The following is a 21,990-nucleotide window of genomic DNA, read 5'->3' on the forward strand; positions in this document are numbered from 1 at the left end:
GGTCGTTGGAGATGGTGGCGGCGGTGTTGGCGGTGACGAAGGCGGGTGCGGCGTACCTGCCGATCGACCCGGGGTACCCGGCGGACCGGATCGGGTACATGCTCACCGACGCCGCCCCGGTCGCGGTGCTCACGAACCGGCAGGCCGGCGCGGGCCTCCCCGACCGGGAACGGGTGGTCGTCCTGGACGACCCGGAGGTGGCCGCCGCGGTGGCGGAGCAGCCCGGCGACCCCGTCACCGACCGGGACCGGATCGCGCCGCTGCTGCCCGCGCACCCCGCCTACGTGATCTACACGTCCGGTTCCACCGGGCGCCCCAAGGGCGTCGTGGTCAGCCACCAGGGGCTGTCCAACCTGGCCGCGTTCATGGTCGACACCCTGGCCGTCACCCCGGGGTCCCGGGTGGCCCAGCTCCTCTCCCTCAGCTTCGACATGTCGCTGCTGGAGCTGCTGTCGTCGTTGTCGTCCGGGGCGGCGCTGGTCCTCCCCGAGCCGGGGCAGCTGTCCGGGGAGGCGCTGGCGGGCACGTTGCGCGAGCTGCGGATCAGCCACGCCGTCGTGGCCCCGGCCGCCCTGGCCGGGGCGGCGCCCGACAGCCTGCCCGGGCTGGAGTGCCTGGTCGTCGGCGGTGAGGCCCTCCCGGGCGAGATCGTCGCCGAGTGGTCGGTGGGCAGGCGGTTGTTCAACGCCTACGGCCCGACCGAGACGACGGTGTGCACGACGATCAGCGGGCCGCTGTCGGGAGGCGGCCCCCCGCCGATCGGCGGACCGAACTGGAACGTGCGGACGTACGTGCTGGACGGCCGGCTGGCGCCGGTGCCACCGGGCGTGGCCGGAGAGCTCTACCTGGCCGGCCCGGGTCTCGCCCGCGGGTACCTGAACCAGCCCGGGCTGACCGCGCAGCGGTTCGTGGCCTGCCCCTTCGCGTCCGGGGAACGCATGTACCGGACCGGCGACCTGGTGCGCTGGCGGGAGGACGGCGAGCTGGAGTACCTGGGCCGGGTGGACCAGCAGGTGAAGATCCGCGGTTTCCGCGTCGAGCCGGGCGAGATCGAGGCCGTGCTCGCCGCGCAGCCGGGAGTGGAGCACGCCGTCGTCGTGGTCCGGGAGGACCGGCCGGGCGACCGGCGCCTGGTGGGCTACGTGCAACCGGAGGCGGGGCACGCGCCCGACCCGGCGGGGTTGCGGACCGCGGCCGCCCGGGTCCTGCCGGGGCACATGGTGCCCAACGCGGTGGTGGTCCTGGACGCGCTGCCGTTGTCGCTCAACGGGAAGCTCGACCGGAAGGCGCTGCCCGCGCCGACGTTCGCCGCCGCGGCCGGGCGGGAGCCGGCCACGGCCCTCGAAGAGCGCCTGTGCCGGCTGTTCGCCGAGGTCCTCGGGGTGGAGCGGGTCGGGGTCGAGGACAGCTTCTTCGACCTGGGCGGGCACTCGCTGCTCTCGGCCGTGCTCGTCGCCCGGCTGGAGGAGCAGTTCGGCATCACGATCAGCCTGCGGGACTTCCTGGGCGATCCGTCCGTCAGCGGTGTCGCCGGCCGGGGCGCGCTGCCCGCGGCCGGGCAGCCCTGACCCAACCACGCCCGAAGGAGGGAGGAACGATGATGGATCTCGCCGCCAGCGGCGTCACCGTCTACTCGACCTGTCGTTCCAGCATTGGGTACAACGAGCGGTCCCACCTGCGCAGGCTGGTGGAGATCGCCGGGTGGGCCGACGACGCCGGCTACCGCGGCGCCCTGATCTACAGCGACAACACCTCGATCGACTCCTTGATGGCTGCCCAGGCGGCCATCGCGGGCACCGCGGGCTTCGTGCCGCTCGTCGCCGTCCAACCGGTCGACCGGAGCCCGTTCACGCTGGCCCGTGCGGTGTCGTCCCTGGCGCACCTGTACGGCAGGCGGATCGACATCAACTTCGTCAGCGGCGGGTTCAGCCGCGATCTCGCCGTCCAGGGCGACACCGCGTCGCACGACGCCCGCTACGACCGGCTCACCGAGTACGCGAAGATCGTCGAGGAGCTGCTCACGGGCGGCATGGTGACCTTCGCGGGCGAGTACTACAACGTGCGCAGGGCGCGGCTCACCGCTCCGGTGCCCCACGACCTGCTCCCCAAGGTGTACGTGTCCGGCTCGTCGCCGGCCAGCCTCCAGGCGGGCGAGGCGCTGGGCGTCGGACAGCTCTCGTTCCCGCTGGTGCCGGAGGACTTCGTCAGCCCGGGCATCCGCAAGAACAAGTACGGCTCGGGCATCAGCGTGGGGATCATCGCGCGCGAGGACTCGGCCGAGGCGTGGCGGATCGCGCACAAGCGCTTCCCGGCCACCCCGGAGGGGGCCGAGAGGATGAAGATGCTCCTCTCCGCCGCCGTGTCGTCCTGGCAGCCCCAGCTCGCCGCCGTGCCCATCCCCGACGACGCGCCGGGCCAGGCGTACTGGCTGGTCCCGTTCCGCTACCACCACACGTTCTGCCCCTACCTGGTCGGGAGCTACGACGAGGTGGCGCGGGCGGTGGCGACGTACCTCGACGGCGGCATCCGCACATTCGTGCTCGACATCCCCGAGGAGCCGGACGACCTGTGGCACGCGCGCACGGCGATCGAGCGGGCTGTCGCGGCCATGGACAGGTAGCAGCAGCCAACTCGCTGAACGAAGGATGGACGATGACAGAGATCATTGAGACCGACGTCGTGGTCGTCGGCGGCGGGCCGTGCGGTTCGACCGTGTCGACGCTGGTCGCCCAGCAGGGGCACCGGGTGGTGCTGCTGGAGAAGGAGCGGTTCCCCCGCTACCAGATCGGCGAGTCGCTGCTGCCGTCCACCGTGCAGGGCATCTGCCGGCTGCTCGGGGTGTCCGACAAGCTCGACGCGGCCGGGTTCCCCCTCAAGCGGGGCGGCACGTTCCGCTGGGGCGCCAACCCCGAGCCGTGGACGTTCGCCTTCGGGATCTCGCCCAAGTTCGCCGGGACGGCGTCGACCGCCTACCAGGTGGAGCGGATGAAGTTCGACCAGATCCTGCTCGAGAACGCCAAGGAGCACGGCGTCGACGTGCGCGAGGAGCACGCCGTCACCGACGTCGTCGAGGAAGGCGGCCGGGTCGTCGGCGTCAAGTGCACCGACGCCGACGGCGTGCGCCGCGAGATCCGCGCCCGGTACGTGGTGGACGCCTCCGGCAACACCAGCCGGATCCACACCCGGGTCGGCGGGAAGAGGCAGTACTCGGAGTTCTTCCGCAACATCGCCCTGTTCGGCTACTTCACCGGCGGCAAGCGGATGCCCGCCCCGGTCTCGGGCAACATCCTGGCCGTCGCCTTCGAGTCCGGCTGGTTCTGGTACATCCCGCTGTCCGACGAGCTCACCAGCGTGGGCGTGGTGCTGCACCCGGACGCGCTGGAGCGGATCAGGGGCGACCGCGAGCGCGCGCTGCTCGACCTGATCGCGGAGTGCCCGATGATCGCGGACTACCTCTCCGACGCGGAGCGGGTCACCAGCGGCCCCTACGGCGAGATCCGGGTGCGCAAGGACTACTCCTACATCCAGGAGAAGTTCTGGCGGCCGGGCCTGGTGCTCGCGGGTGACGCGGCCTGCTTCATCGACCCGGTGTTCTCCTCCGGCGTGCACCTGGCCACCTACAGCGGGCTGCTCGCCGCGCGCTCGCTCAACACCGCCCTGCGCGGGACGGACGACGCGGACGAGACGGCCCTGTTCGAGGAGTTCGAGCTGCGGTACCGGCAGGAGTACGCGCGGTTCCACGACTTCCTCGTCGCCTTCTACGACAAGCACTCCGACGAGCAGTCGTACTTCTGGAAGGCCAAGAAGGTCACCGGCAGCGCGGCCTCGGAGGTGCAGTCCTTCGTGGACCTCGTCGGCGGCGGCTCGTCGGACGAGCGCGCGCTGGTCGACGCCGGCTCGTACCTCGACCGGCGGGACGGCGAGATCGACGACATGATCTGGGCGGTCGCCGAGGCCGGGGCCCGCATCCAGGTGCAGGCGGCCACCGGCAGCACCGAGGACGAGCAGGTCCCGATCCGCGCCGGCGGGCTGGTCCCCTCGACCGACGGACTGCACTGGTCGCTGCCGGGCCGGACGGCGGCCTGAGGGGAGGACCGGCGCCGCCCGTGGCGCGGCGCCGGTCCTCCGGCGGCTTCCGCGGTGGACCTCCTTCGCCGCACACGACGAGATGACACCGGTTTCCCCGGGTGCCAGTCTCGGCACTGGACCAGCGCAGACCTCGACCGGAGCGGGAATGGACGACAGCCGATGACCATCGAACAGCAGATCCCGAGGGCCGGCGACGTGAGAGCCACGCGCCCGCTCTCGGCCAACGAGGAATTCCTGTGCGCCTTCGACCGGGGCGACGAACTGGGCGTGTTCGGTCCGCGGGGGATCGTCCTGGCCGGCTGGCGCATCCGCGGGACGCTGGACGTGGCGACCGTGCAGCTCGCGCTGGACGACGTCGTCGCCCGGCACGAGGTGCTGCGCACCTCCATCATCCGGGGCGAGGGCGCCCCCCACGCCCTCGTCCGCCCGCCGTGCCCGGTGGACCTCACCGTCGTCGACCTCCCCCCGACGGGGCCGGACGACGACGAGCGCGGGCGCCGGGCGCACGAGTTCCTCGACGAGATCGACCGGACCGGCCGGCTCGGCGCCTCCGCGATGCCGCTGCTGCACGCCTCGCTGGGGCGGTTCGACGACGACGACGCGGTGCTCGTGCTCGTCACCAACCACCTGGTCAGCGACGGCTGGTCCATGCACGTGATCATGCGCGACTTCGCCGTCCGCTACGCGACGCGTCGCGGGCTGCCCGCGCCCGAACTGCCCGCGACCCGCCAGTACGGCGAGTTCACCCGCTGGCAGCAGCAGGCCCGCCGCAGCGACTCCGCCGCCGTGGCGCGCGAGTACTGGGAGGCCAAGCTGCGGGGCGGCACCATGTCCACCCTCGCCACCGACCGGTCCAGGCGGTTCGACGTCCCCCCGCTCTACGCCGTGCACCGGTTCCTGTTCGACCGGGAACTGGTCGACGCCACCGCCTCGCTGGCCGGGTCGCTCAACAGCTCCTCGTTCATGGTCCTCTTCGCCTGCTTCAACCTGTTCCTGCACCGCCGGACGGGATCGGACGACATCATCTCGCCGATCATCACCTCCGGCCGCACGGAACCCGGTTTCGAGGACGCGGTGGGGCCGCTGTTCAACTTCCTGCCCATCCGCACCGACCTGACCGGCTGCGCGAGCTTCGCCGACCTGGTGCACCGCACCCGCGCCGCGCTGCTCCAGGCCTACTCCCACGACCTGCCCTTCAACGACATCATCGCCCAGTCCGCGCCCGAACTGATGAGCGGCGCCGCCACGAGCGTCAACGGCGTCGTCACCGCCTTCCAGATCTCCCAGTTCCCGCCCGAGCCGGAGGAGGGGCGCGTCGGCGACATCCGCTACACGGCGCTCCGCCGCCGCCTCACGTCCACAGTGGACACCTCCGAGATCCCCGACGGCAACATGTGGGAGTTCGACCTCGACCCCGCCGGCGACCTGGTCGGCGTCGTCAAGTTCAACAGCCTCGACTTCGACCACGCCACCATCACCGCGATGGTCGACGAGTACCGCGAGCTGCTGCGCACCTCCCTCGCGTCCCCCGACGCCCCGCTCCCGCGGTAGACCCCGCACGACGACGCCGCACCGCGGAACCCCGCCCGGGCACGAGGGCGGGGTTCCGCGGTGCGCGCCGGGCGTCACGGGTCGCGCGGCGTCACCAGGCCCGATTCGTAGGCCAGGACGACCAGTTGGGCCCGGTCGCGGGCGTGGAGCTTGGTCATGGCCCGGTTGACGTGGGTCTTCGCCGTCAGCGGGCTGATCACCATGCGCTCGGCCACCTCGGTGGTGGACAGGCCCCGCGCCACCAGGGCCACGGCTTCGCGCTCGCGGGCGGTGAGGCGCGCCAGTTCCCGGCTCGGGGCGGCGTCCGGGTGCGGCTGGGCGACGTACCGGGCGATCAGCCTGCGGGTGATCGACGGCGCCAGCAGGGCGTCACCGCGCGCGGCCACGTGGACGGCGTGCAGGAAGTCCTCCGGGAGGACGTCCTTGACCAGGAAACCGGCCGCCCCGGCGCGCAGGGCCTCGAAGACGTAGGCGTCGAGGCCGTAGTTGGTCAGGATCACCACGCGCACCCCGGCGAGGGCCGGGTCCCCGGCGATGCGCCGCGTCGTCCCGATGCCGTCCAGGACGGGCATCCGGACGTCGACGAGCGCCACGTCGGGCAGGTGCTCCCGGGCCAGCGCCAGGCCCTCGCGGCCGTCGCCGGCCTCGGCCACCACCTCGATGTCGTCCTCCGCGTCGAGCAGCGCGCGGAAACCGCTGCGGATCAGCGGTTGGTCGTCGACCAGCAGGACGCGGATCACGGCGTCCGCCCCACAGGGAGTTCGGCGTGGACGGTGAAGCCGCCGCCGGTGCGCGGTGCTGCCCGCAGGCTGCCGCCCAGGGCGGTGACCCGCTCGCGCATCCCGAGCAGGCCGACGCCGGGGACGGGCGCGGTGGCCGGGGTGGCGGCGCCGTCGTCGTCGACCCGGATGACCAGGCTGCCGGGGCGGTGGTCGATCCGGACCGACGCGGTCCCGGCGTCGGCGTGGCGGGCGATGTTGGTCAGCGACTCCTGGACGATCCGGTACGCGGTCCGGTCCACGGCGGCGGGCACGTCGCCGTGCCGCCCGTCGATCGTCAGCGTCGCGTCCAGGCCGCTCGCGCGGGCCCGCCGCACGAGGTCCGGGACCTGGTCGAGCCCGTGCGGCGGCCGTTCGTCGTCGCGCAGCGCCTCCAGGGTCGCCCGCAGCTCCCGGGCCGCCTCTCGACCGGCGTCGCGGATCGCCAGCAGCGCCTCCGGCACCCGCTCGCCCCGCTTGGCCGCCAGGTGGACGGCGACCTCGGCCTGCACCGTGATGACGGAGATCTGGTGGGTGAGCGAGTCGTGCAGCTCGCGCGCGATGTGCAGCCGCTCCTCGTCGGCCCGCCGCCGCGCCGCCTCCTCGCGGGTGCGCTCGGCCTCGTCCGCCCGGCGCTCGGCCTGCCGCAGCGCCTCGCCCGCGGCGCCGGCGGCGATCAGCCACGCCAGCTGGAGGACGTCCCGGGACTCCGCGAACGCCTCGCCCGCGGACCCGTCGCGGAGGAGCAGCATCGAGAGCGGCAGGGCGGTCAGCATGACCACCGAGGCCACCACCGCGACGCCGCGGCGCCCCGCCCGCACGGCCGCGTACACCGCGAACAGGTACGCGACGACCGGCACGTCGAAGCCGACGGCCTGGTACCCCAGCGCGCACGCCCCGGTCACGACCAGCACGGCGACCGGGGCGCGGCGGCGCGCGGCCAGCGCCAGGCCGCCGGCCGCCAGCAACGCCCAGCCGAGCGCGTCGAGGGGCGGGGGCGGGGGCGGGTGCTGCCCGGACACGCCGGTGGTCAGCAGGGCCGCCGCCACGCCGACGGCGACCACCCAGTCCACGATCCGTGCCCCGCGCATGCGTGAACCCTATTCGGGCGCCCGCACGGGCAAGTCCTGCTCGCGGACGACCCCCGACTACCGCGGTGGCGGTAGTCGGGGATCGTCCGCGGCGTCGGCGGTAGCGCGGACCTCCCGCGCGCGCACGACGACCGGCGGCGCGGCGGCCGACACGATCGACACGTCCGCCGTGGGAAGTCGTGGAGAAGAGGAGCACCCCGATGTCCGTGCACCACCTGCTCGCCGCAGACGTCGTCACCCCGGGACCCGGGAGGGCCGCGGCCACCGCCGCCGCGGTGACGGGAGCGGCCGCGGTCGTCGTCGGCGGGATGGCGCTGGCCCGTTCCGCCGGCCGCGGCGCCGGGGACGGGCGGCGCGGAGCCGTCGCGGCCGTCGTGGCGGGGCTGGTCGCGGCGGTCGTCGGCGGGCTGGTCGTGATCACCGCCGACGGCGGCCTCGGCACCGGCAACGGGATGGGCGGCGGCGTCGTGGCCGTCGTGGTGGGGCTGGTCGGCGCGGTCCTCGGCGGGGCAGCCGTCAGGCGGCGCTCCACAGGGCGGGGGCGTTCGGCGGTTCCCAGCCCACCTGCGCCCGGTGGGCCTGGCGGCACGCGTAGGCCGCCCCGCCGTGGGTGACGCGGGCGCCCACCGCGTAGTCCACGCCCGCCGCCCACGTGCCGCCACCGGGCCGCGACGTGGTCGTGGTGGTCGGCCCGGCGCCCGGCACGGCGAGCACGAAGTCGAACGCCGCCGTGCGGCTGGTCCCGTTGTCCTGCACCGTCATCAGCAGCCGGGGGTCGAACAGCGGGTCGGTGTTGTTGCGCGGCTCGTTCGGGAAGTACAGCTGCGTGGTCAGCACCGGCCGGCCGGGTGCCTGCACCTTCACGTGGAGGTGCCTCGTGCGGCCGGGGTAGAGGCCCGGCACGATCGTGGACAGCGTGAACGCGCCCCGCGCGTCGGTGAACTGGTGGCCGCGGAACCGGAAGCCGGTGTTGTCGTACACGCCGTTGGCGTCGGCCTGCCAGAAGTCCAGCAGCACGTCCGCGATCGGTTGGCACGCCAGGCCGAACACGTAGCCGGACACGGTGAGCCGCGTGCCCGGTCCGTCGGGCATCGCGGTGCGCCGGGGCGAGTCCGGCTTGAAGTACGGGCCTTCCATCTGCGGCGGCGTCGGGTCGTCGCCGTCGTCGCACCGCGGCGTCGGCTCCGGGGCGCCGCCCGCGTCGCCGACGGTGCGCGCCAGCGCGGGCACGCCCATCAGGGCGACCGGCAGCGCGACACCGGCGGCGAGCGCGGCGCGCAGCACCGGGCGCCTGCCGAGCCCGCGGCCGTCGTCGCCGGGGGCGGCCTCCGTTGGCACATCCATGTTCGCTCCTCGTGGGGACGTGGTGGGGGACCACCCGAACCTACGAAGGCGCACGGGGTGCGGACGATGGACGCAACCGGCCCGTCGTGGTGATCCTCGCGGGCGCGGGCGGGCCTCACCGCGGAGGCAGGGCCCGCGGGAGCTGCGAACGCCGGAACCCGCCGGGGCTCGTCCCCGCCTCGCGCCGGAAGAAGCGGCAGAAGTACGCCGGGTCGGCGAACCCGACGCGCCCGGCGACCTGCCGCACGCTCAGGTCCGTGCGCGCCAGCAGCCGCTGCGCCTCGCGGGTCCGCGCCTCGCGCACCAGCTGCGACGGCGTCCGCCCGGTGGCCGCCTTCACCACCTCGGTCAGGTGACCCGGTGTCACGCCGATCCGGTCCGCGTGCGCGCGCACGGACCACAGGCCGTGGTCGGTGCGGCCGACCCGCCGGACGAACTCCTCCGCCACGGCCCCGGCCGGCGCGGGCGGCGGCGCGGGCGTCGCGGGCAGCCGGGCCGCGCGCACCACCAGCACGTGCAGCAGCGCCCGCAGCACGGACACCTCGCCGCCCCGCCGGTACTCCTCGTCCAGCTCGGCGACCAGCCGCCCGATCGGTCCGGGCTCGTCGAGCGTCGCCCACGGCCGGGCGCTCAGCCTGCGCAGCAGGTCCCGGTCGGCCGGGTGGTCGAGCAGGAAGTCGTCGGTGAACAGCAGCACGAACCCGTCGAGGCCGCGCGCCCCGTCCCAGTGGTGCACCTGGCCGGGCGAGACGACGCACAGGTGCGGCGGTGCCAGCTCCCACCGCGCGAGGTCGACGACGTGCGCCCCCGTGCCGCCGGTGACGTAGAGGATCTCGTGGAACGTGTGCCGGTGCGGGAACGCCGCCCGCGACAGCGGGCCGATCGTGTCGAACGTGCCGAGGGCGAACGGAGTGCCCACCACCTCCAGCCGGTGCATCGGCGGCCCGCCCCCGCTCGGCTCGTCGCAGGGGGTCCCGGGCAACACGGTGGTGCCGCGCATGTGCCGCTGTCCTCTCGGGGGCCGGACGGGCGGCGGCCACGTCCACCATGGCACGCCCGGCGGCGGGGCGGAACGCGACGGAAGTCGGTCACGGGGTTGATCGACGCCCTGGTCGACGCGTTCGCGTCTTTACCCGTTGCGCGGTGTGGTGGACTGCGTGGATGACCACCACCCCGCTCTGGCGCCGACCGCTGCACCAGCGCGTCGACCGGCTCGCCGTCGCCGACGACGCCGTGGTCGTGCACGAGCGCAACACCCGCCTGGTGCGCGTGGCCCCGGACTCGGGCGCGGCCACCTGGGACGTGCCGGTCGGGCCGTGGCCGCGTGAGCTGGTCGTGGCGGAGGACCGGTGCCTGGTCCTGCCGGCCGCCCCGCCGCACCTGCTGTGCCTGGACCTCGCCACGGGCCACGTCGTGTGGCGGGCGGACGTGCCCGACCACACCGGGAACCTCGTGGTGGCCGACGGCGCGGTGCTGGTCGGCGGGTGGCGCGGCTACACGCCGGTGCTCGCGTTCGACCTGGCGACCGGGCGACCGCTGTGGCGCGACGACCGGCCGGCCACCCGCCCCCTGGCGGTGGACGACGCGGTCGTGCTCGGCGACCCCGGCGGTGACCTGGTCCGGTCGGTGGGCGCGCGTGACGGCGCCACCCGCGTCCGCTGGACCCTGCCCGCTCCTCTGCCGACCGGCGACGGCGCGGTGTTCGCGAGGGCCGGCGCGGACGTCGTGGCCCGGTGCGCCGGTGACCTGCTGGCGAGGCTCGCGCCCGACGGCGGCCTGGACTTCGCCCGACTGCCCGCCACCCCGCTGTCCGCCACCTCGCCGTCCGGCGGCCTGCTGCCCGTCGCACCGATCGTGCTCGGCGACCTGCTGTGGCTGCCGGAGTGGCCCACGGGCTGCACCGCGCTCGACGCGCGGACCGGCGAGGTGGCCTGGCGGATCGACCCGGGCGCGCCCGTCACCTCCGTGCTGCCGCACCGGGGCGTCCACCTGGTCGCCTCCGGCGTCGTCCGCTCCGTGGGCGCGGACGGGCGCGTGCTCGGGCGCACGTGGACCGGCGAGCACGTCACCGCGCTGCACCGCCTCGGCGACGACGTGCTCGCGGTGGGGCGCAGCGCCCTGTCCCGCCTGCGCGGCCCCTGGCCGGGGGCCGATCCACCGGCCCCTCAGGTCGTCCGGTAGGACATCGTGCCGTGGCCCACCGCCACCCCGGGGTGCGCCACCGGCGAGGCCAGCGGCCCGGACCGCGGCCCTTCCGACCCGCCCAGCAGGACCCCGGTCAGCGAGCCGCGCTCGTCGGCCATCGCCCGCGCCACGTCGGCCAGCTCGTCGCCGACCACCGGTGCGACGTCCGGGTTCGCGCGCACGGCGTCCAGCACGGCCCGGCGCAGCAGCTCCTTGATGAACGACGCCGTGACGCCCTCCGTCGCCTCGACCACCGGCCCCAGGTCCGCCCGCAGGTCCACGCCCCGGCCGTACAGCTCCATCAGCCTGCGCCGGCCGTCCGCGTCGGGCCGCGGCACCTCCACCGCCAGGTCCACCCGGCCCGGCCGGTCGGCGAGGGCGCGCTCCAGGTCGTCCGCCCGGTTCGTGGTGAGCACGAACGTGACGTCCGCGTCCGCGCCGATGCCGTCCATCGCCTCCAGCAGCGCGAACAGCAGCGGGTTCGTGCCCGCCCCCGGCATGCCCCGGTCCATCGCGACCAGGTCCACGTCCTCCACCACCACCATCGACGGCTGCAACCGCCGCGCCAACCCCGCCGCCTGGCTGATGAGCCGCAGCGACGCACCGGTCAGCACGATCACCGTGGTGTCGCGCAGCCGGCTCATCAGGTAGCGGACGGTGTGCGTCTTGCCGGTGCCGGGCGGGCCGTGCAGCAGCAGCCCGCGCTTGAGGTGCTGACCGGCGGCGAGCAGCCGCTCCGAGTGCTCGGCGATGCCCACCACGTGCTGCTCGATCGTCTCCAGCACGCCGTCGGGCAGCACCACGGCGTCCGCCTCCAGCGTCGGCCGGGGCAGGAACGTCAGCAGCTCGTTGCCGCGGTGCTCGCTCCACCCGAACGACAGCACCTGGCCGCGGAACCCGTCGTGCTCGCGCACCAGCCGCTCCACCTCGGCCCCGACCGCCCGCGCCGCGGCCCGGTCGGCGGCCAGCACCTCCAGCCGGCACATCGGCGGTCCGAACTCGGTGGGCCCGCGCACACCCAGGAACACCGGGGTGCCGTCCGGCGCGGTGGTCGCCACCAGGCCGAGCTGCACGACGTCCACGGTCTCCGCCGGCCCCGCCGCCACCGTCGCGTAGTCGGCGGACCCGAGCCCGTACGCCTGCCCGTGCCGCGCCGCCAGGAGCGTCCCGAGGATGTCCTCGTGCCCCCGGTGCTGCCCGGACACGCCGAACCACTCGGCGTCGGGCGAGTGGGCGGCCAGGTAGGCGTCCGCTCCGCGCTGGACGTTGACGTGCTCCCACACCTCGAACCGCGTGGACACGGACAGGACCCGGGCCAGCTCGCACCCCAGGTGCCCGCGCACGCGCTCCATCAGCGGCGCCGCCTCCCCGCCCTCCTCGACCAGCGTGGCGGTCAGCTGCAACAACCGTCGCAGGCTGCCCGCGAGAGCCTTGGCGTCGTCCCCGCTCAGTTCGTCCCCCACCACCCCATCATGCACCGGTCCGGCCACGCCGACCCGTTGCTGTCTGGCAACGTGTACGGATGCTCGTGGACGACTCCGGGAACATGGTGAACGCCGCCTTCTCCATCGAGGTGGAAGAGGGCGGTCTGGCGTTGGTGCTCGAGAGCGCCGGCGGGAGGACCGCCGGCGGAGGGGTGCGCAACGCCGACTACAGGGCCGCGCTGGAGCTGTTGCTGCGCCGGCTCGCAGACCTGCGTGCGGTGCTGCACGAAGCGCTGGTGGACTCGAAACAGGCGCGGAAGCTGACCGAGGTGGAGCGGCGCCTGCTCGCGGGTCCGCTACCACTGGTCCCCGAACTGGACTTCCGCGGGCTGCGGCTCGCCCTCACCTCTGCCCAGGGCACGATCGGGCAGCGGGCGGGAGCGCCGAAGCCGGGGAACAACAGCAAGCGCATCCGCCTGCGCTTCGAGGTGCCGGGATACGGGATCGACGACCGCGAACGGGTGGAGCGCCACCTGGCCCAGGGGTACCGGGACTCGCACGACACCGCGTGGACCACGGGACGACTCGACGCGTCCGGCCTCCTGCGCTCGTTCGGGACGCTGCGCACCCACCGGGACGCCCCGCTGCACAAGCCGTTGTCGCTGGTCTGGGCCATCGCGCAGGTCGGGCGAGGGCACGGCCGACTCTTCCGTTGGCGCGAGTTCGAGAAGCCGGTCGCCGACCTCCTGGGCGCGTTCGGCGCCGGCCGGACCTCGAAGTACCCGTTCTGGCACCTCGGCTCGACGCCGGAGCTGTGGGAGGTGCACGGGTTGACCAAGGAGCCCGGTGCGCGTGACGGCGATGCGCAGGCCGGCTTCACCGAGGACGCGTTCCGCCTGCTGACCGACCCGGCGGTGCGGGCCGGCGCGCTGGACGCCCTGCACGCCACCCACCTGCGCGGGGTCGAGCGGCGGGCGCTGTGGCGGGAGGTCGGGCTGCCGGCCGAGCCGCTGGACCCCGCTGCCCGGAACTTCGGCGTGCTCGACGGCACGACGCGGGCCAAGTACCGCCGCGAACAGGGGTACCTCCGGGGCCTGCTGCTGCGCGGGGCCGAGGTGGCGGCGTGCGACCTGTGCGGACGCGAGTTCCCGAAGGCGTACCTCGTCGCGGCCCACATCAAGAAGCGCGAGGAGGCGACCGACGAGGAGAGGCTGGACCTGGCGAACATCGCGATGCTCGCCTGCTCGTTCGGCTGCGACAAGCTGTTCGAGCTGGGCGACATCGCCGTGGACCAGGACGGCACGGTGCTGACCGCACCCAGCGACGGCCCGCTGGACCCGCACCTGCGGCTGCTGGCGGGCCGGGTGGCCCGCGCCTTCCGCCCGGAGACCGAGACCTACTTCCAGTGGCACCGGGAGAACACGTTCGGCAGGGCTACGGGCGGTTGACCGGCTCGATCGCGCAGAGCTTCCGCTGGTGGGCGAGGTGGGCCGGGTCGACGTGGTGCTCGGGATGGCGGCGCAGCCGGCCGGCCCCGGCGCCGTCGTGGACCCACCGGACCACCTCGTGCTCGTCCACGTACAGCGCGAACGTGTCGAACTGGACGTGGCAGTTCGGGCACAGGCACAGGACGTTCTCCGGCACGTCCTCACCGCCGTGCACGCCCAGGCCCACGATGTGCGCGGCCTCGCTGTGGAAGCCGAAGGCGGTGCGCAGGCGCGTACCGCAGAACTGACACCGGTTGTCGTGCAGCGCCTTCACGTGCTTCGCCACCTCCCGGGAGCGCGCGACAGTGGTGCCGGAGACCGGCCGGCGGCCGGGCGTCGTCGTGCCCCGGGCGTCCACCCGCGCGTAGTCCGCGAGGCCGACGAACGCCAGCAGCGCCTCGTGGTCGTCGACGGCGCCGAGGAGACGCGCACGGACCGTGTTGCTCGCCCTGGTCCGGAACGAGACGTCGACCCGCAGGTGCTCGTGCGACCGCGCGGTGAAACCCGCGCGCGGCTCGGTGCCCCCGACCGGGACGACTTCCCACACGCCGGTCCGGCCCAGGTCGTGGAAGGCCGGCTCGGGGTCGCCACCGTCGCCGAACTCGGCCAGCACGGCATCGACGCCGGCCAGGAAGCCCTCCCGGTCGTGCAGGCGTTCGCCGTCACCGACCCGGCCGATCGCCTACAGCGCGGCGAGCGGTTCGCGCAGCGCGGTGCGGTCGAGCGCGAGCAGACCGGAGAGCAGGTCTTCCGCAGGGGAGTCCGGTCGAGCGCGAGCAGACCGGAGAGCAGGTCTTCCGCAGGGGAGTCCGGTCGGTCCTCGCGCAGGTCCACGACGGTGAAGCGCAGGCGCTTCCAGGACGCGGACCACCGACGCGATCCCGCCGGTGAAGTCCCTCGGCCGGAGCACCCGGCGGCCGGGGAGGAACCCGTGGGCGACGCCCACGATCGCCTTGGACGGGTAACGCCGACCGTCGTGGACCAGCAGGAGCGCCCGCGCCTCACCGAAGCCGTAACGCTCCAGGAACGCCTCCGCACCCAGCTCGTCGTGCCGCGCGATGGCGTCGAGCACGTCCTGGCGGCGGATCTCGGACAGGACCACTTCCGGCATCCGTCCATCATGCGCTCTGGCACGGTGTCGGGGTGCCGTTCACGAATGATTCCGGGCGTCCCGTGCACGCGGACTTCGCGATCGAAGCCGAGGGCGACGGGCTGTCCCTGGTGCTGGCGAGTTCCAGCGGGAGAGCTGCTGGTCGCGATGTGCGCAACCCCGACTACCGGGAGGCGTTGGAGCTGCTGTTGCGCCGGCTCGGGGACCGGCGCGCCGTGGTGCGCGAGGTGTTGGTCGACTCGCTCCGGACGCAGCAGCGGAACCTGCCGGAGGAGGAACGGCGGCTGGTGCGCGAGCCCTTGCGGTTGGCGCCCGGTATGGACTTCCTCGCTCTGCGCAGGCAGCTCACCGGGGCGCAACGACGGATCGGCCAGTCGAAGGACGCTACGACTGCGGGGAACGGCACCAGGCGCATCCGGCTGCGGTTGGCAGTACCGGGGTACGGGCCGCAGGACGCTGAGCGGCTGCAACGCGAGCTGGAGCGGCCGCAGATCGACGTCGTGTGGCCCGCCGGCCGCGTGGACGTCGCAGACGAGCTGCGTGTGCGGATCGGCGAGCAGTTGCCCGGCGGCGGGCAGATCGTCGCCGTGCCGGCGGGGGCCGTTGTCGTCGAGACCGCCGGCGGACGCGTGGAGGTCCCGGTGGGCGACGTCCAGGTCCGGCTCGACCGGTTCACGCGGACGGGGACAGCGCCGGTGGAAGACGTGGTGGGTGTGCTGGTCGCGGTGGCCGCAGGCGCGGGCGTGGAGGACGGCCGGGCCGTGCGCACACCTCTGAAGCGGGCCGTCCGGCAGTTCGCCGAGCTGGACGGGCGGGTCACGGCCAAGTACCGGAAGGAGCAGGGCGCGTTGCGCAGTCTGCTCGTCGGCGACGACGAGGTAGCGCCGTGCGCGTTGTGCGGTCGGCCGTTCCCCGTGGAGTTCCTGGTCGCCGCGCACGTCAAGAAGCGGCAGGTGGCGACGGACGATGAGCGCCAAGACCTGGAGAACATCGCGATGCTCGCCTGCTCGTTCGGCTGCGACAAGCTGTTCGAACTCGGCTACGTCACCGTGGGCGAGGACGGCGCGGTGCTCACCGTCTCCACCGGCGGCCCGCTTGACCTGCACCTGGAACTGCTGCGGGGACGGGTGACCGAGGCGCTCCACGCCAGCTCGGCGCCCTACTTCCGCTGGCACCGGGAGAACGTGTTCCGGGGTTGAGCGGGATCGCGCGGGGCGAACGGCGGTTCACGGGATGGTCACGCGGCCAGTGGTGCGGGGGTGGCCACGGGTGTGGGTGGTCGGTGGAGCAGGTTCTGGCGTGGTCGTCGTGCGGGGTCGACGTGTCGGGGCGGGATGAAGACCGGTGTCCCGCCGGTGGTGGTGATCCGCCACTGCGAGTGGTGGATGAGTGTGTGGTGGGTGCGGCAGAGCAGCACGAGGTTCGCCAGGTCGGTGGTGCCGCCGTCGGCCCAGTGGCGTACGTGGTGGGCGTCGCACCACTGGGGTGGTCGGTGGCAGCCCGGGAAGGCGCATCCCCGGTCGCGGGCGTGCAAAGCCCTGCGCTGGGCCACGCTCACCGTTCGCTTGGCGCGGCCGAGGTCGAGTATTTCGGAGTCGCCGCCGAGGACGACGGGGACGATTTTGGCGTCGCAGGCGATGCGGCGGGCTTGGGCGGCGCTGAGGTGGCGGTCGCCGTCGAGCACCGCGTGCCCGAGACCCCGGCACAGGGTGTCGTGGTCGATGGTGACGCTGATGTGCGGGCGCTCTCCGGCCTCCGAGGGCAGGTCGGTGGAGCGTGAGGCGAGGTGGATCAGGTCGGCGAACGCCTCGCCCCTGCGTCGTGCCGCGTCACGCGGGCCGTCCGGCCGTGGTGCGGAGAGCGGTTCGAGCATCGCGGTGAACCGCGCCCCGGTCTCGGCGGACAGTTCGCCGAAGAAATTCGAGTCGTCCGCCGGGCAGGTCGCGCAGGTGCAGTGTGTCGCCGGGGTCGGCGGCGGGTTCGTCCACCTCGTCCACGCGGTCCTGCTCGGCGCGGTCGCGAATCCGGTCGGCGAGCTGCCGCACCGCCTTCGGCTCCACCGACCGCGCCGCCTCGACCAGGATCTCCTCCGACCCCTCGGGCAGGCGCAAAGCGATGGCCCGCGCCAATGCGGTCAGGTGCCCGTCGGAGAGTTCCTCCAACACCGCACCCGTCACGGGGTGCAGGGGTGGGAGCGGTTGTCCGGTGGGGCTGAGCGAGGGCAGGAACAGGCTCACCTGCGCCGTCCACCGCTTGAGGTCACGCGGGTCGGCCCGCACCAACCGCTGGAAGGTGTCCGTGTCGAGCCCGCGCCGCAACACCTCGGCCAACAACCGCAATTGCCTCAGGTGCGCTGCCCGTGCCACAGCCGCGGTCTCGGCGACGGCGTTGAACACGTCGTCGTCGGAAAGTAGCGCGGGCGGGATCTCCATATTTCCCAAGCTATCCGAACACGCGTTCCCTTTCATCACTTGATCAGGTGAACCCGACGGTGTCAGGCGTCGAAGTGACCGGCTTTGATCGCCCCGAGCAGGCCGGTGAGGGTGACGCGGAGGTGTCGCCGGGGGTTCTTGCTGTCCCGGACCAGGGCGCTGTTGCCGCTCCGGGCCACTTCGACGCACTCGTTGCCGCCACCATCGCCGGTGCTGTAGCTGGACTTCCGCCACCCCGGGTGGTTGGTCATCACGCCGCCTCGCCTCCGTGGAGGTCAACTGCCCGTTGCGACCTCGAACCGGGTCGCGGCCTCCAGTATCAGGGCTTTGGACGCCCGGAGGTCCAGGGCGGCGACCTTCCGGCGGTCCCAGGCGACCCGGTAGGGCTCGGTGGCGGTCTCGCGGTCGCGGTAGAAGGACTCGGCGTGGCCGTGAACCTGGACGATGTCGGCGGCAGGGCCGTTGCGGAAGCGCAGCAGGTAGAAAGCCGCGTCCATGCCGGGGTAGGCGCCGGCGGAGATCGGTTGGACCTGGATCTCCACGTTGGGCAGGTCGCACGCCGCCGCGAGGTGGAGGAGCTGCTCCTGCATCACGGTCGGGCCGCCGACGGGCAGGCGCAGGGCGAGTTCGTGCACGACGGCGCGGATCGTGGGCGGGTTGCGCTTGGCGAGCACCTGCTGCCTGGCCTTGCGGAGGGCGACCAGTTCCTCGATGCGCTCGGGTGCGAGCAGGTCGCCGCTGCGCAGCCACAGTTCGCGCATGTACGCCTCGGTCTGGAAGTACAACGGCACGAGGGTCAGCGTCACGGCCAGGACCTCGACGGCCTCGGCGCGTTCCAGTTCCAGGAAGGCGCGGCTCTTGAGCGGGACGAACATGGGGAACTCGCCGCGCCTGGTGCCGGCCCGGACCTCGCGGGCCAGTTCGAGGAGCATGACCAGGTCGTCGCGCCCGATGTCGTACGCCCTGGCCAGCACCTCGATCTCCTGGCGCTTGAACTTGCTCTCGCCGCGCTCCTTGCGGGTCAGCGTCGGACCGGTCGCCTCGATCAGCTCGGCGGCCTCGTCGCGGTCGATGCCGGCCTCCTTGCGGAAGCTGCGCATGGCCGCGCCGAGTTGGCGGCGCTGACCGACGGGGCTGTCGTCAACGAGGTGGGGCACGGGTCGTCCTCTTCTTTATCCGTTGCCATTTCGCACGTGTTGAAAGTGCCCGTATTGAGTGATTCACGAGATTCACCCGGTCGATTAAGGGTGCTAAACGTACGTGCGTGTTCTACTGGTCGTGTTGTTGGCTTTCGATCGCACCTTGTCACACCGACAGCGGTCGGCTGGGGTTTCGCGGTGATCGGTCAACCGAAAGAGGAGATGACATGGCTGGAACGCGGGGGCAGGTCGTGACGAGCCTGGGCATCCACCTGGAGGAGGGCGTCCCGATCGACCTGCGGGGGAGCCTGGGTGCGACGGCGTTCCTGACGATCGGCGACGGCATCGAGGTCGTCCTCGGCGAGTCGCACCTCCGGGCGCTGCGGGACCGGGCCGACTCCGCCCTGGGCGACATGGCGCTGGTCGGGGCCGCCCAGCGGGTGCTGGGGGACGTCGGCGAAGCGGGCGCGCAGGCGTGCACGGCCGCCGCGTTCGCGCGGGCCGAGGCCGAGGCGGCGCGGCGGGCGGGCGCCGAGGATCAGGCCGCGTCGGCGTTCGCCGCGGCCGAGCGCGCGGCGCGGGCCGCGGAACGCGCGCGGGACGCCGTGCGGGCGGCGGTCGAGGCGATGGAGTCGGCCGACGACGCCGCCGAGCGCGCCAGGTACGCGGCCCTGACCGCCCGCGCGGCGACGGGGGACTGACCCGCTCCGGAGTCGTGCGGGCAGGGCTGTCGGAGGGGTCGGTTAGGATCGCGCGATGGCTTCGCAAGAGGTGCTGCGGAGGATCTTCGGCTACGAGTCCTTCCGCGGTGACCAGCAGGAGATCGTCGACCACGTCATCGCCGGCGGCGACGCGCTGGTGCTCATGCCCACCGGCGGCGGGAAGTCGTTGTGCTACCAGATCCCCGCCATCGTGCGCGAGGGCACCGGGGTCGTCATCTCGCCGCTCATCGCGTTGATGCAGGACCAGGTCGACGCGCTGCGGGACCTGGGCGTGCGGGCCGGCTTCCTGAACTCCACGCAGTTCCCCGACGAGCGCGCGCTGGTCGAGGCCGAGTTCCTGCGCGGCGAGCTGGACATGCTCTACCTCGCCCCCGAGCGGCTGCGGACCGAGCAGACGTCGCGGTTGCTGGAGCGCGGCAAGGTGTCGCTGTTCGCGATCGACGAGGCGCACTGCGTGTCGCAGTGGGGCCACGACTTCCGGCCCGAGTACCTGGCGCTGTCGCACCTGCACGAGCGGTGGCCCGAGGTGCCGCGCATCGCGCTCACCGCGACCGCCACGGAGGCCACGCACGCCGAGATCGCGCAGCGGCTGAACCTCGGTGACGCCAAGCACTTCGTGGCCAGCTTCGACCGGCCGAACATCCAGTACCGCATCGTGCCGAAGAACGAGCCCAAGAAGCAGCTGCTCGAACTGATCCGCACCGAGCACGACGGCGACGCTGGCATCGTCTACTGCCTGTCGCGCAACTCGGTGGAGAAGACCGCCGAGTTCCTGGTCCAGAACGGCATCCACGCCCTGCCCTACCACGCGGGGCTGGAGTCGGGCGTGCGCGCGAAGAACCAGGCGCGCTTCCTGCGCGAGGACGGCCTGGTCATGGTCGCCACCATCGCGTTCGGCATGGGCATCGACAAGCCGGACGTCCGGTTCGTCGCGCACCTCGACCTGCCGAAGTCCGTCGAGGGCTACTACCAGGAGACCGGCCGCGCGGGTCGCGACGGGCTGCCGTCCACCGCGTGGCTCGCCTACGGCCTCCAGGACGTCGTCCAGCAGCGCAAGATGATCGACGACTCCGAGGGCGACCAGCAGCACCGGCGCAAGCTCATGGCGCACCTCGACGCGATGCTCGCGCTGTGCGAGACGGTCGAGTGCCGCCGCGTGCGGCTGCTGAACTACTTCGGCCAGTCCGGCACCCCGTGCGGCAACTGCGACACGTGCCTGAACCCGCCCGAGACGTGGGACGGCACCGTGCCCGCGCAGAAGGTCCTCTCCACCGTCGTGCGGCTGCGCAACGAACGGCGGCAGAAGTTCGGCGCCGGCCAGACGATCGACATCCTGCTCGGCCGCAAGACCGCGAAGGTCATCCAGCACGACCACGACCAGCTCAAGGTCTTCGGCATCGGCACCGAGCTGAACGAGAGCGGCTGGCGCGGCGTCGTCCGCCAGCTCCTCGCGCAGGGCCTCCTCGAAGTCGAGGGCGAGTACTCCACGCTCGTCACCACCCCCGCGAGCGACGAGGTGCTGTTCCACGGCCGCGCGGTCTCGATGCGCCGCGAACCCGAGCGCGCCGCCAAGGTCCGCACGGCCAGGAGCACCGCGAAGTCCGCCGCGCCGCAGGTCGAGCTGTCGGCCGAGGCCACGTCGGTGTTCGAGAGGCTGCGGGCGTGGCGCGCCGCGACGGCCAAGGAGCAGGGCGTGCCCGCCTACGTGATCTTCCACGACGCGACGCTGCGGCAGATCGCGTCCACCGGGCCGAGCACCCTGTCCGAGCTGGGTACCGTGAACGGCGTGGGCGAGAACAAACTGGCCAAGTACGGGCAGCAGATCCTGGACGAGCTGAACGCGTGACCGGGCTCCAGCTCACCGACCTGCGCGCCGACTGCTCCCGCTGCACCGGCCTGTGCTGCGTGGTCCCGGCGTTCGGGAAGTCGGACGACTTCGCCATCGACAAGCCGGCGCGCACCCCGTGCCCGAACCTCGGCGGCGACTCCAGGTGCGGCATCCACGCCGAGCTGCGGCCGCGCGGGTTTCCCGGGTGCACGGTGTACGACTGCTTCGGCGCGGGCCAGCGCGTGACGCAGGCGACGTTCGGCGGCACGACGTGGCGCGACGACCCGTCGTCGGCGCGGCGGGTGTTCGACGTGTTCCCCGTGGTGCGGCAGCTGCACGAACTGCTCTGGTACCTCACCGCGGCGCTGGCCCTCGAACCCGCCCGCGAGCTGCACGCCGACCTCGCCGACGTCCGCGCGACCGTGGAGGCGCTGGCCGGGGGCACGCCCGACGAACTGCTCGCGCTCGACGTCGGCCCGCACTGGGGCCGGGCGAACGCGCTCCTGCTGCGGGCGAGCGAACTCGTGCGCGGGCGCGGTCGGAACCGGCGGGGCGCCGACCTCGTCGGCAAGGACCTGCGCGGGGCGCGGATGCGGGCCTCCACGTTGCGCGGCGCGTACCTCATCGGCGCGGACCTGCGGGGCGCGGACCTGCGGCTGGTCGACTTCATCGGCGCCGACCTGCGCGGCGCCGACCTCGCCGGGGCCGACCTGACCGGCGCGTTCTTCCTCACCCAGGCCCAGGTCGACGCGGCGCGCGGCGACGGGACGACGAAGCTGCCCGACGGCCTGCGCGCGCCCGCGCACTGGGCCTGACCGCGCTCCGGCGCT

At 73.5% G+C, this 21,990-nt stretch carries 22 protein-coding genes; 11 read left to right on the top strand and 11 right to left on the bottom strand.

Going from position 1 to position 21,990, the window contains the following annotated elements; all coding sequences use genetic code 11:
• From CKY47_RS32080 to CKY47_RS32095, 4 genes are all read left to right on the top strand, one after another.
• The coding region (locus tag CKY47_RS32080; protein ID WP_306750091.1) for a non-ribosomal peptide synthetase at positions 1 to 1,568 on the top strand (1,568 nt) is incomplete at its 5' end.
• Between the two features lie 29 nt (positions 1,569 to 1,597).
• A complete protein-coding gene (locus CKY47_RS32085; protein WP_306750092.1) occupies positions 1,598 to 2,620 on the top strand; it encodes an LLM class flavin-dependent oxidoreductase in 1,023 nt (340 codons plus the stop codon).
• Between the two features lie 32 nt (positions 2,621 to 2,652).
• Positions 2,653 to 4,086, top strand: a complete 1,434-nt coding sequence (locus CKY47_RS32090; protein WP_306750093.1) for an FAD-dependent oxidoreductase — start codon at positions 2,653 to 2,655, stop codon at positions 4,084 to 4,086.
• 162 nt (positions 4,087 to 4,248) lie between these two features.
• A complete protein-coding gene (locus tag CKY47_RS32095; RefSeq protein WP_306750094.1) occupies positions 4,249 to 5,640 on the top strand; it encodes a condensation domain-containing protein in 1,392 nt (463 codons plus the stop codon).
• A 74-nt stretch (positions 5,641 to 5,714) separates the two neighbouring features.
• On the opposite strand, the gene CKY47_RS32100 is transcribed toward CKY47_RS32095, so the two are convergent.
• Positions 5,715 to 6,380 (bottom strand): response regulator, encoded by a 666-nt coding sequence (locus tag CKY47_RS32100; RefSeq protein ID WP_306750095.1) that lies wholly within the window; start codon positions 6,378 to 6,380, stop codon positions 5,715 to 5,717.
• Complete coding sequence (locus tag CKY47_RS32105; RefSeq protein ID WP_306750096.1) at positions 6,377 to 7,489, bottom strand: sensor histidine kinase; 1,113 nt, start codon at positions 7,487 to 7,489, stop codon at positions 6,377 to 6,379. Before CKY47_RS32105 ends, CKY47_RS32100 begins: the two co-directional genes overlap by 4 nt.
• 308 nt (positions 7,490 to 7,797) lie before the next feature.
• Between CKY47_RS32105 and CKY47_RS32110 the strand changes: the two genes are divergently transcribed.
• Positions 7,798 to 8,103, top strand: coding sequence for a DUF6223 family protein (locus tag CKY47_RS32110; RefSeq protein ID WP_306750220.1), 306 nt, complete (start codon positions 7,798 to 7,800; stop codon positions 8,101 to 8,103).
• Here CKY47_RS32110 and CKY47_RS32115 read toward each other — a convergent pair.
• Positions 8,006 to 8,833, bottom strand: a complete 828-nt coding sequence (locus CKY47_RS32115) for a dioxygenase family protein (RefSeq protein WP_306750097.1) — start codon at positions 8,831 to 8,833, stop codon at positions 8,006 to 8,008. The two genes, CKY47_RS32110 and CKY47_RS32115, sit on opposite strands and share 98 nt — an antisense overlap.
• Positions 8,834 to 8,948: 115 nt before the next feature.
• Positions 8,949 to 9,833, bottom strand: coding sequence for a helix-turn-helix transcriptional regulator (locus tag CKY47_RS32120; protein ID WP_306750098.1), 885 nt, complete (start codon positions 9,831 to 9,833; stop codon positions 8,949 to 8,951).
• A gap of 161 nt (positions 9,834 to 9,994) precedes the next feature.
• Between CKY47_RS32120 and CKY47_RS32125 the strand changes: the two genes are divergently transcribed.
• Positions 9,995 to 11,014: an outer membrane protein assembly factor BamB family protein gene (locus CKY47_RS32125; RefSeq protein WP_306750099.1), complete on the top strand. Its 1,020-nt coding sequence runs from the start codon at positions 9,995 to 9,997 to the stop codon at positions 11,012 to 11,014.
• Here the strand turns inward: CKY47_RS32125 and CKY47_RS32130 are convergent.
• Positions 10,999 to 12,480: an AAA family ATPase gene (locus tag CKY47_RS32130; protein WP_306750100.1), complete on the bottom strand. Its 1,482-nt coding sequence runs from the start codon at positions 12,478 to 12,480 to the stop codon at positions 10,999 to 11,001. The genes CKY47_RS32125 and CKY47_RS32130 overlap by 16 nt on opposite strands.
• Positions 12,481 to 12,539: 59 nt before the next feature.
• Here CKY47_RS32130 and CKY47_RS32135 point away from each other — a divergent pair, with 59 nt between their 5' ends.
• Positions 12,540 to 13,889 carry a phosphorothioated DNA-binding restriction endonuclease family protein gene (locus tag CKY47_RS32135; protein WP_306750101.1) on the top strand — a complete coding sequence of 450 codons (1,350 nt, stop codon included), beginning with the start codon at positions 12,540 to 12,542 and terminating at the stop codon, positions 13,887 to 13,889.
• Here CKY47_RS32135 and CKY47_RS32140 read toward each other — a convergent pair.
• Positions 13,876 to 14,607 carry an HNH endonuclease gene (locus CKY47_RS32140; protein WP_472909124.1) on the bottom strand — a complete coding sequence of 244 codons (732 nt, stop codon included), beginning with the start codon at positions 14,605 to 14,607 and terminating at the stop codon, positions 13,876 to 13,878. The two genes, CKY47_RS32135 and CKY47_RS32140, sit on opposite strands and share 14 nt — an antisense overlap.
• Before the next feature lie 3 nt (positions 14,608 to 14,610).
• Positions 14,611 to 15,039, bottom strand: coding sequence for a ScoMcrA-related endonuclease (locus tag CKY47_RS32145; protein ID WP_306750103.1), 429 nt, complete (start codon positions 15,037 to 15,039; stop codon positions 14,611 to 14,613).
• A gap of 32 nt (positions 15,040 to 15,071) precedes the next feature.
• Here CKY47_RS32145 and CKY47_RS32150 point away from each other — a divergent pair, with 32 nt between their 5' ends.
• A complete protein-coding gene (locus CKY47_RS32150; RefSeq protein ID WP_306750104.1) occupies positions 15,072 to 16,238 on the top strand; it encodes a hypothetical protein in 1,167 nt (388 codons plus the stop codon).
• Positions 16,239 to 16,276: 38 nt separating this feature from the next.
• On the opposite strand, the gene CKY47_RS32155 is transcribed toward CKY47_RS32150, so the two are convergent.
• From CKY47_RS32155 to CKY47_RS32170, 4 genes are all read right to left on the bottom strand, one after another.
• Entirely contained in the window at positions 16,277 to 16,912 is a 636-nt protein-coding gene (locus CKY47_RS32155; RefSeq protein ID WP_306750105.1) for an HNH endonuclease signature motif containing protein, read from the bottom strand.
• Complete coding sequence (locus CKY47_RS32160) at positions 16,869 to 17,471, bottom strand: hypothetical protein (RefSeq protein ID WP_306750106.1); 603 nt, start codon at positions 17,469 to 17,471, stop codon at positions 16,869 to 16,871. Before CKY47_RS32160 ends, CKY47_RS32155 begins: the two co-directional genes overlap by 44 nt.
• Positions 17,472 to 17,533: 62 nt before the next feature.
• Positions 17,534 to 17,722, bottom strand: a complete 189-nt coding sequence (locus CKY47_RS32165) for a DUF397 domain-containing protein (protein ID WP_306750107.1) — start codon at positions 17,720 to 17,722, stop codon at positions 17,534 to 17,536.
• A 24-nt stretch (positions 17,723 to 17,746) separates the two neighbouring features.
• Positions 17,747 to 18,628 carry a helix-turn-helix domain-containing protein gene (locus CKY47_RS32170; protein WP_306750108.1) on the bottom strand — a complete coding sequence of 294 codons (882 nt, stop codon included), beginning with the start codon at positions 18,626 to 18,628 and terminating at the stop codon, positions 17,747 to 17,749.
• A 209-nt stretch (positions 18,629 to 18,837) separates the two neighbouring features.
• On the opposite strand from CKY47_RS32170, the gene CKY47_RS32175 reads away from it, so the two are divergent.
• Genes CKY47_RS32175 through CKY47_RS32185 form a run of 3 tightly spaced genes read left to right on the top strand, consistent with a single transcriptional unit; the run spans position 18,838 to position 21,975 of the window.
• Complete coding sequence (locus tag CKY47_RS32175; protein WP_306750109.1) at positions 18,838 to 19,311, top strand: hypothetical protein; 474 nt, start codon at positions 18,838 to 18,840, stop codon at positions 19,309 to 19,311.
• Between the two features lie 55 nt (positions 19,312 to 19,366).
• The gene (gene recQ, locus CKY47_RS32180) at positions 19,367 to 21,178 is read left to right on the top strand and encodes a DNA helicase RecQ (RefSeq protein WP_306750110.1); all 1,812 of its coding nucleotides are present in this window, start codon (positions 19,367 to 19,369) and stop codon (positions 21,176 to 21,178) included.
• Positions 21,175 to 21,975, top strand: coding sequence for a pentapeptide repeat-containing protein (locus CKY47_RS32185; protein ID WP_306750111.1), 801 nt, complete (start codon positions 21,175 to 21,177; stop codon positions 21,973 to 21,975). The genes recQ and CKY47_RS32185 overlap by 4 nt, the downstream gene beginning before the upstream one ends.
• Positions 21,976 to 21,990: the final 15 nt, after the last annotated feature.

This window comes from Saccharothrix longispora, from assembly GCF_030852425.1.
GTDB lineage: Bacteria > Actinomycetota > Actinomycetes > Mycobacteriales > Pseudonocardiaceae > Actinosynnema > Actinosynnema longispora.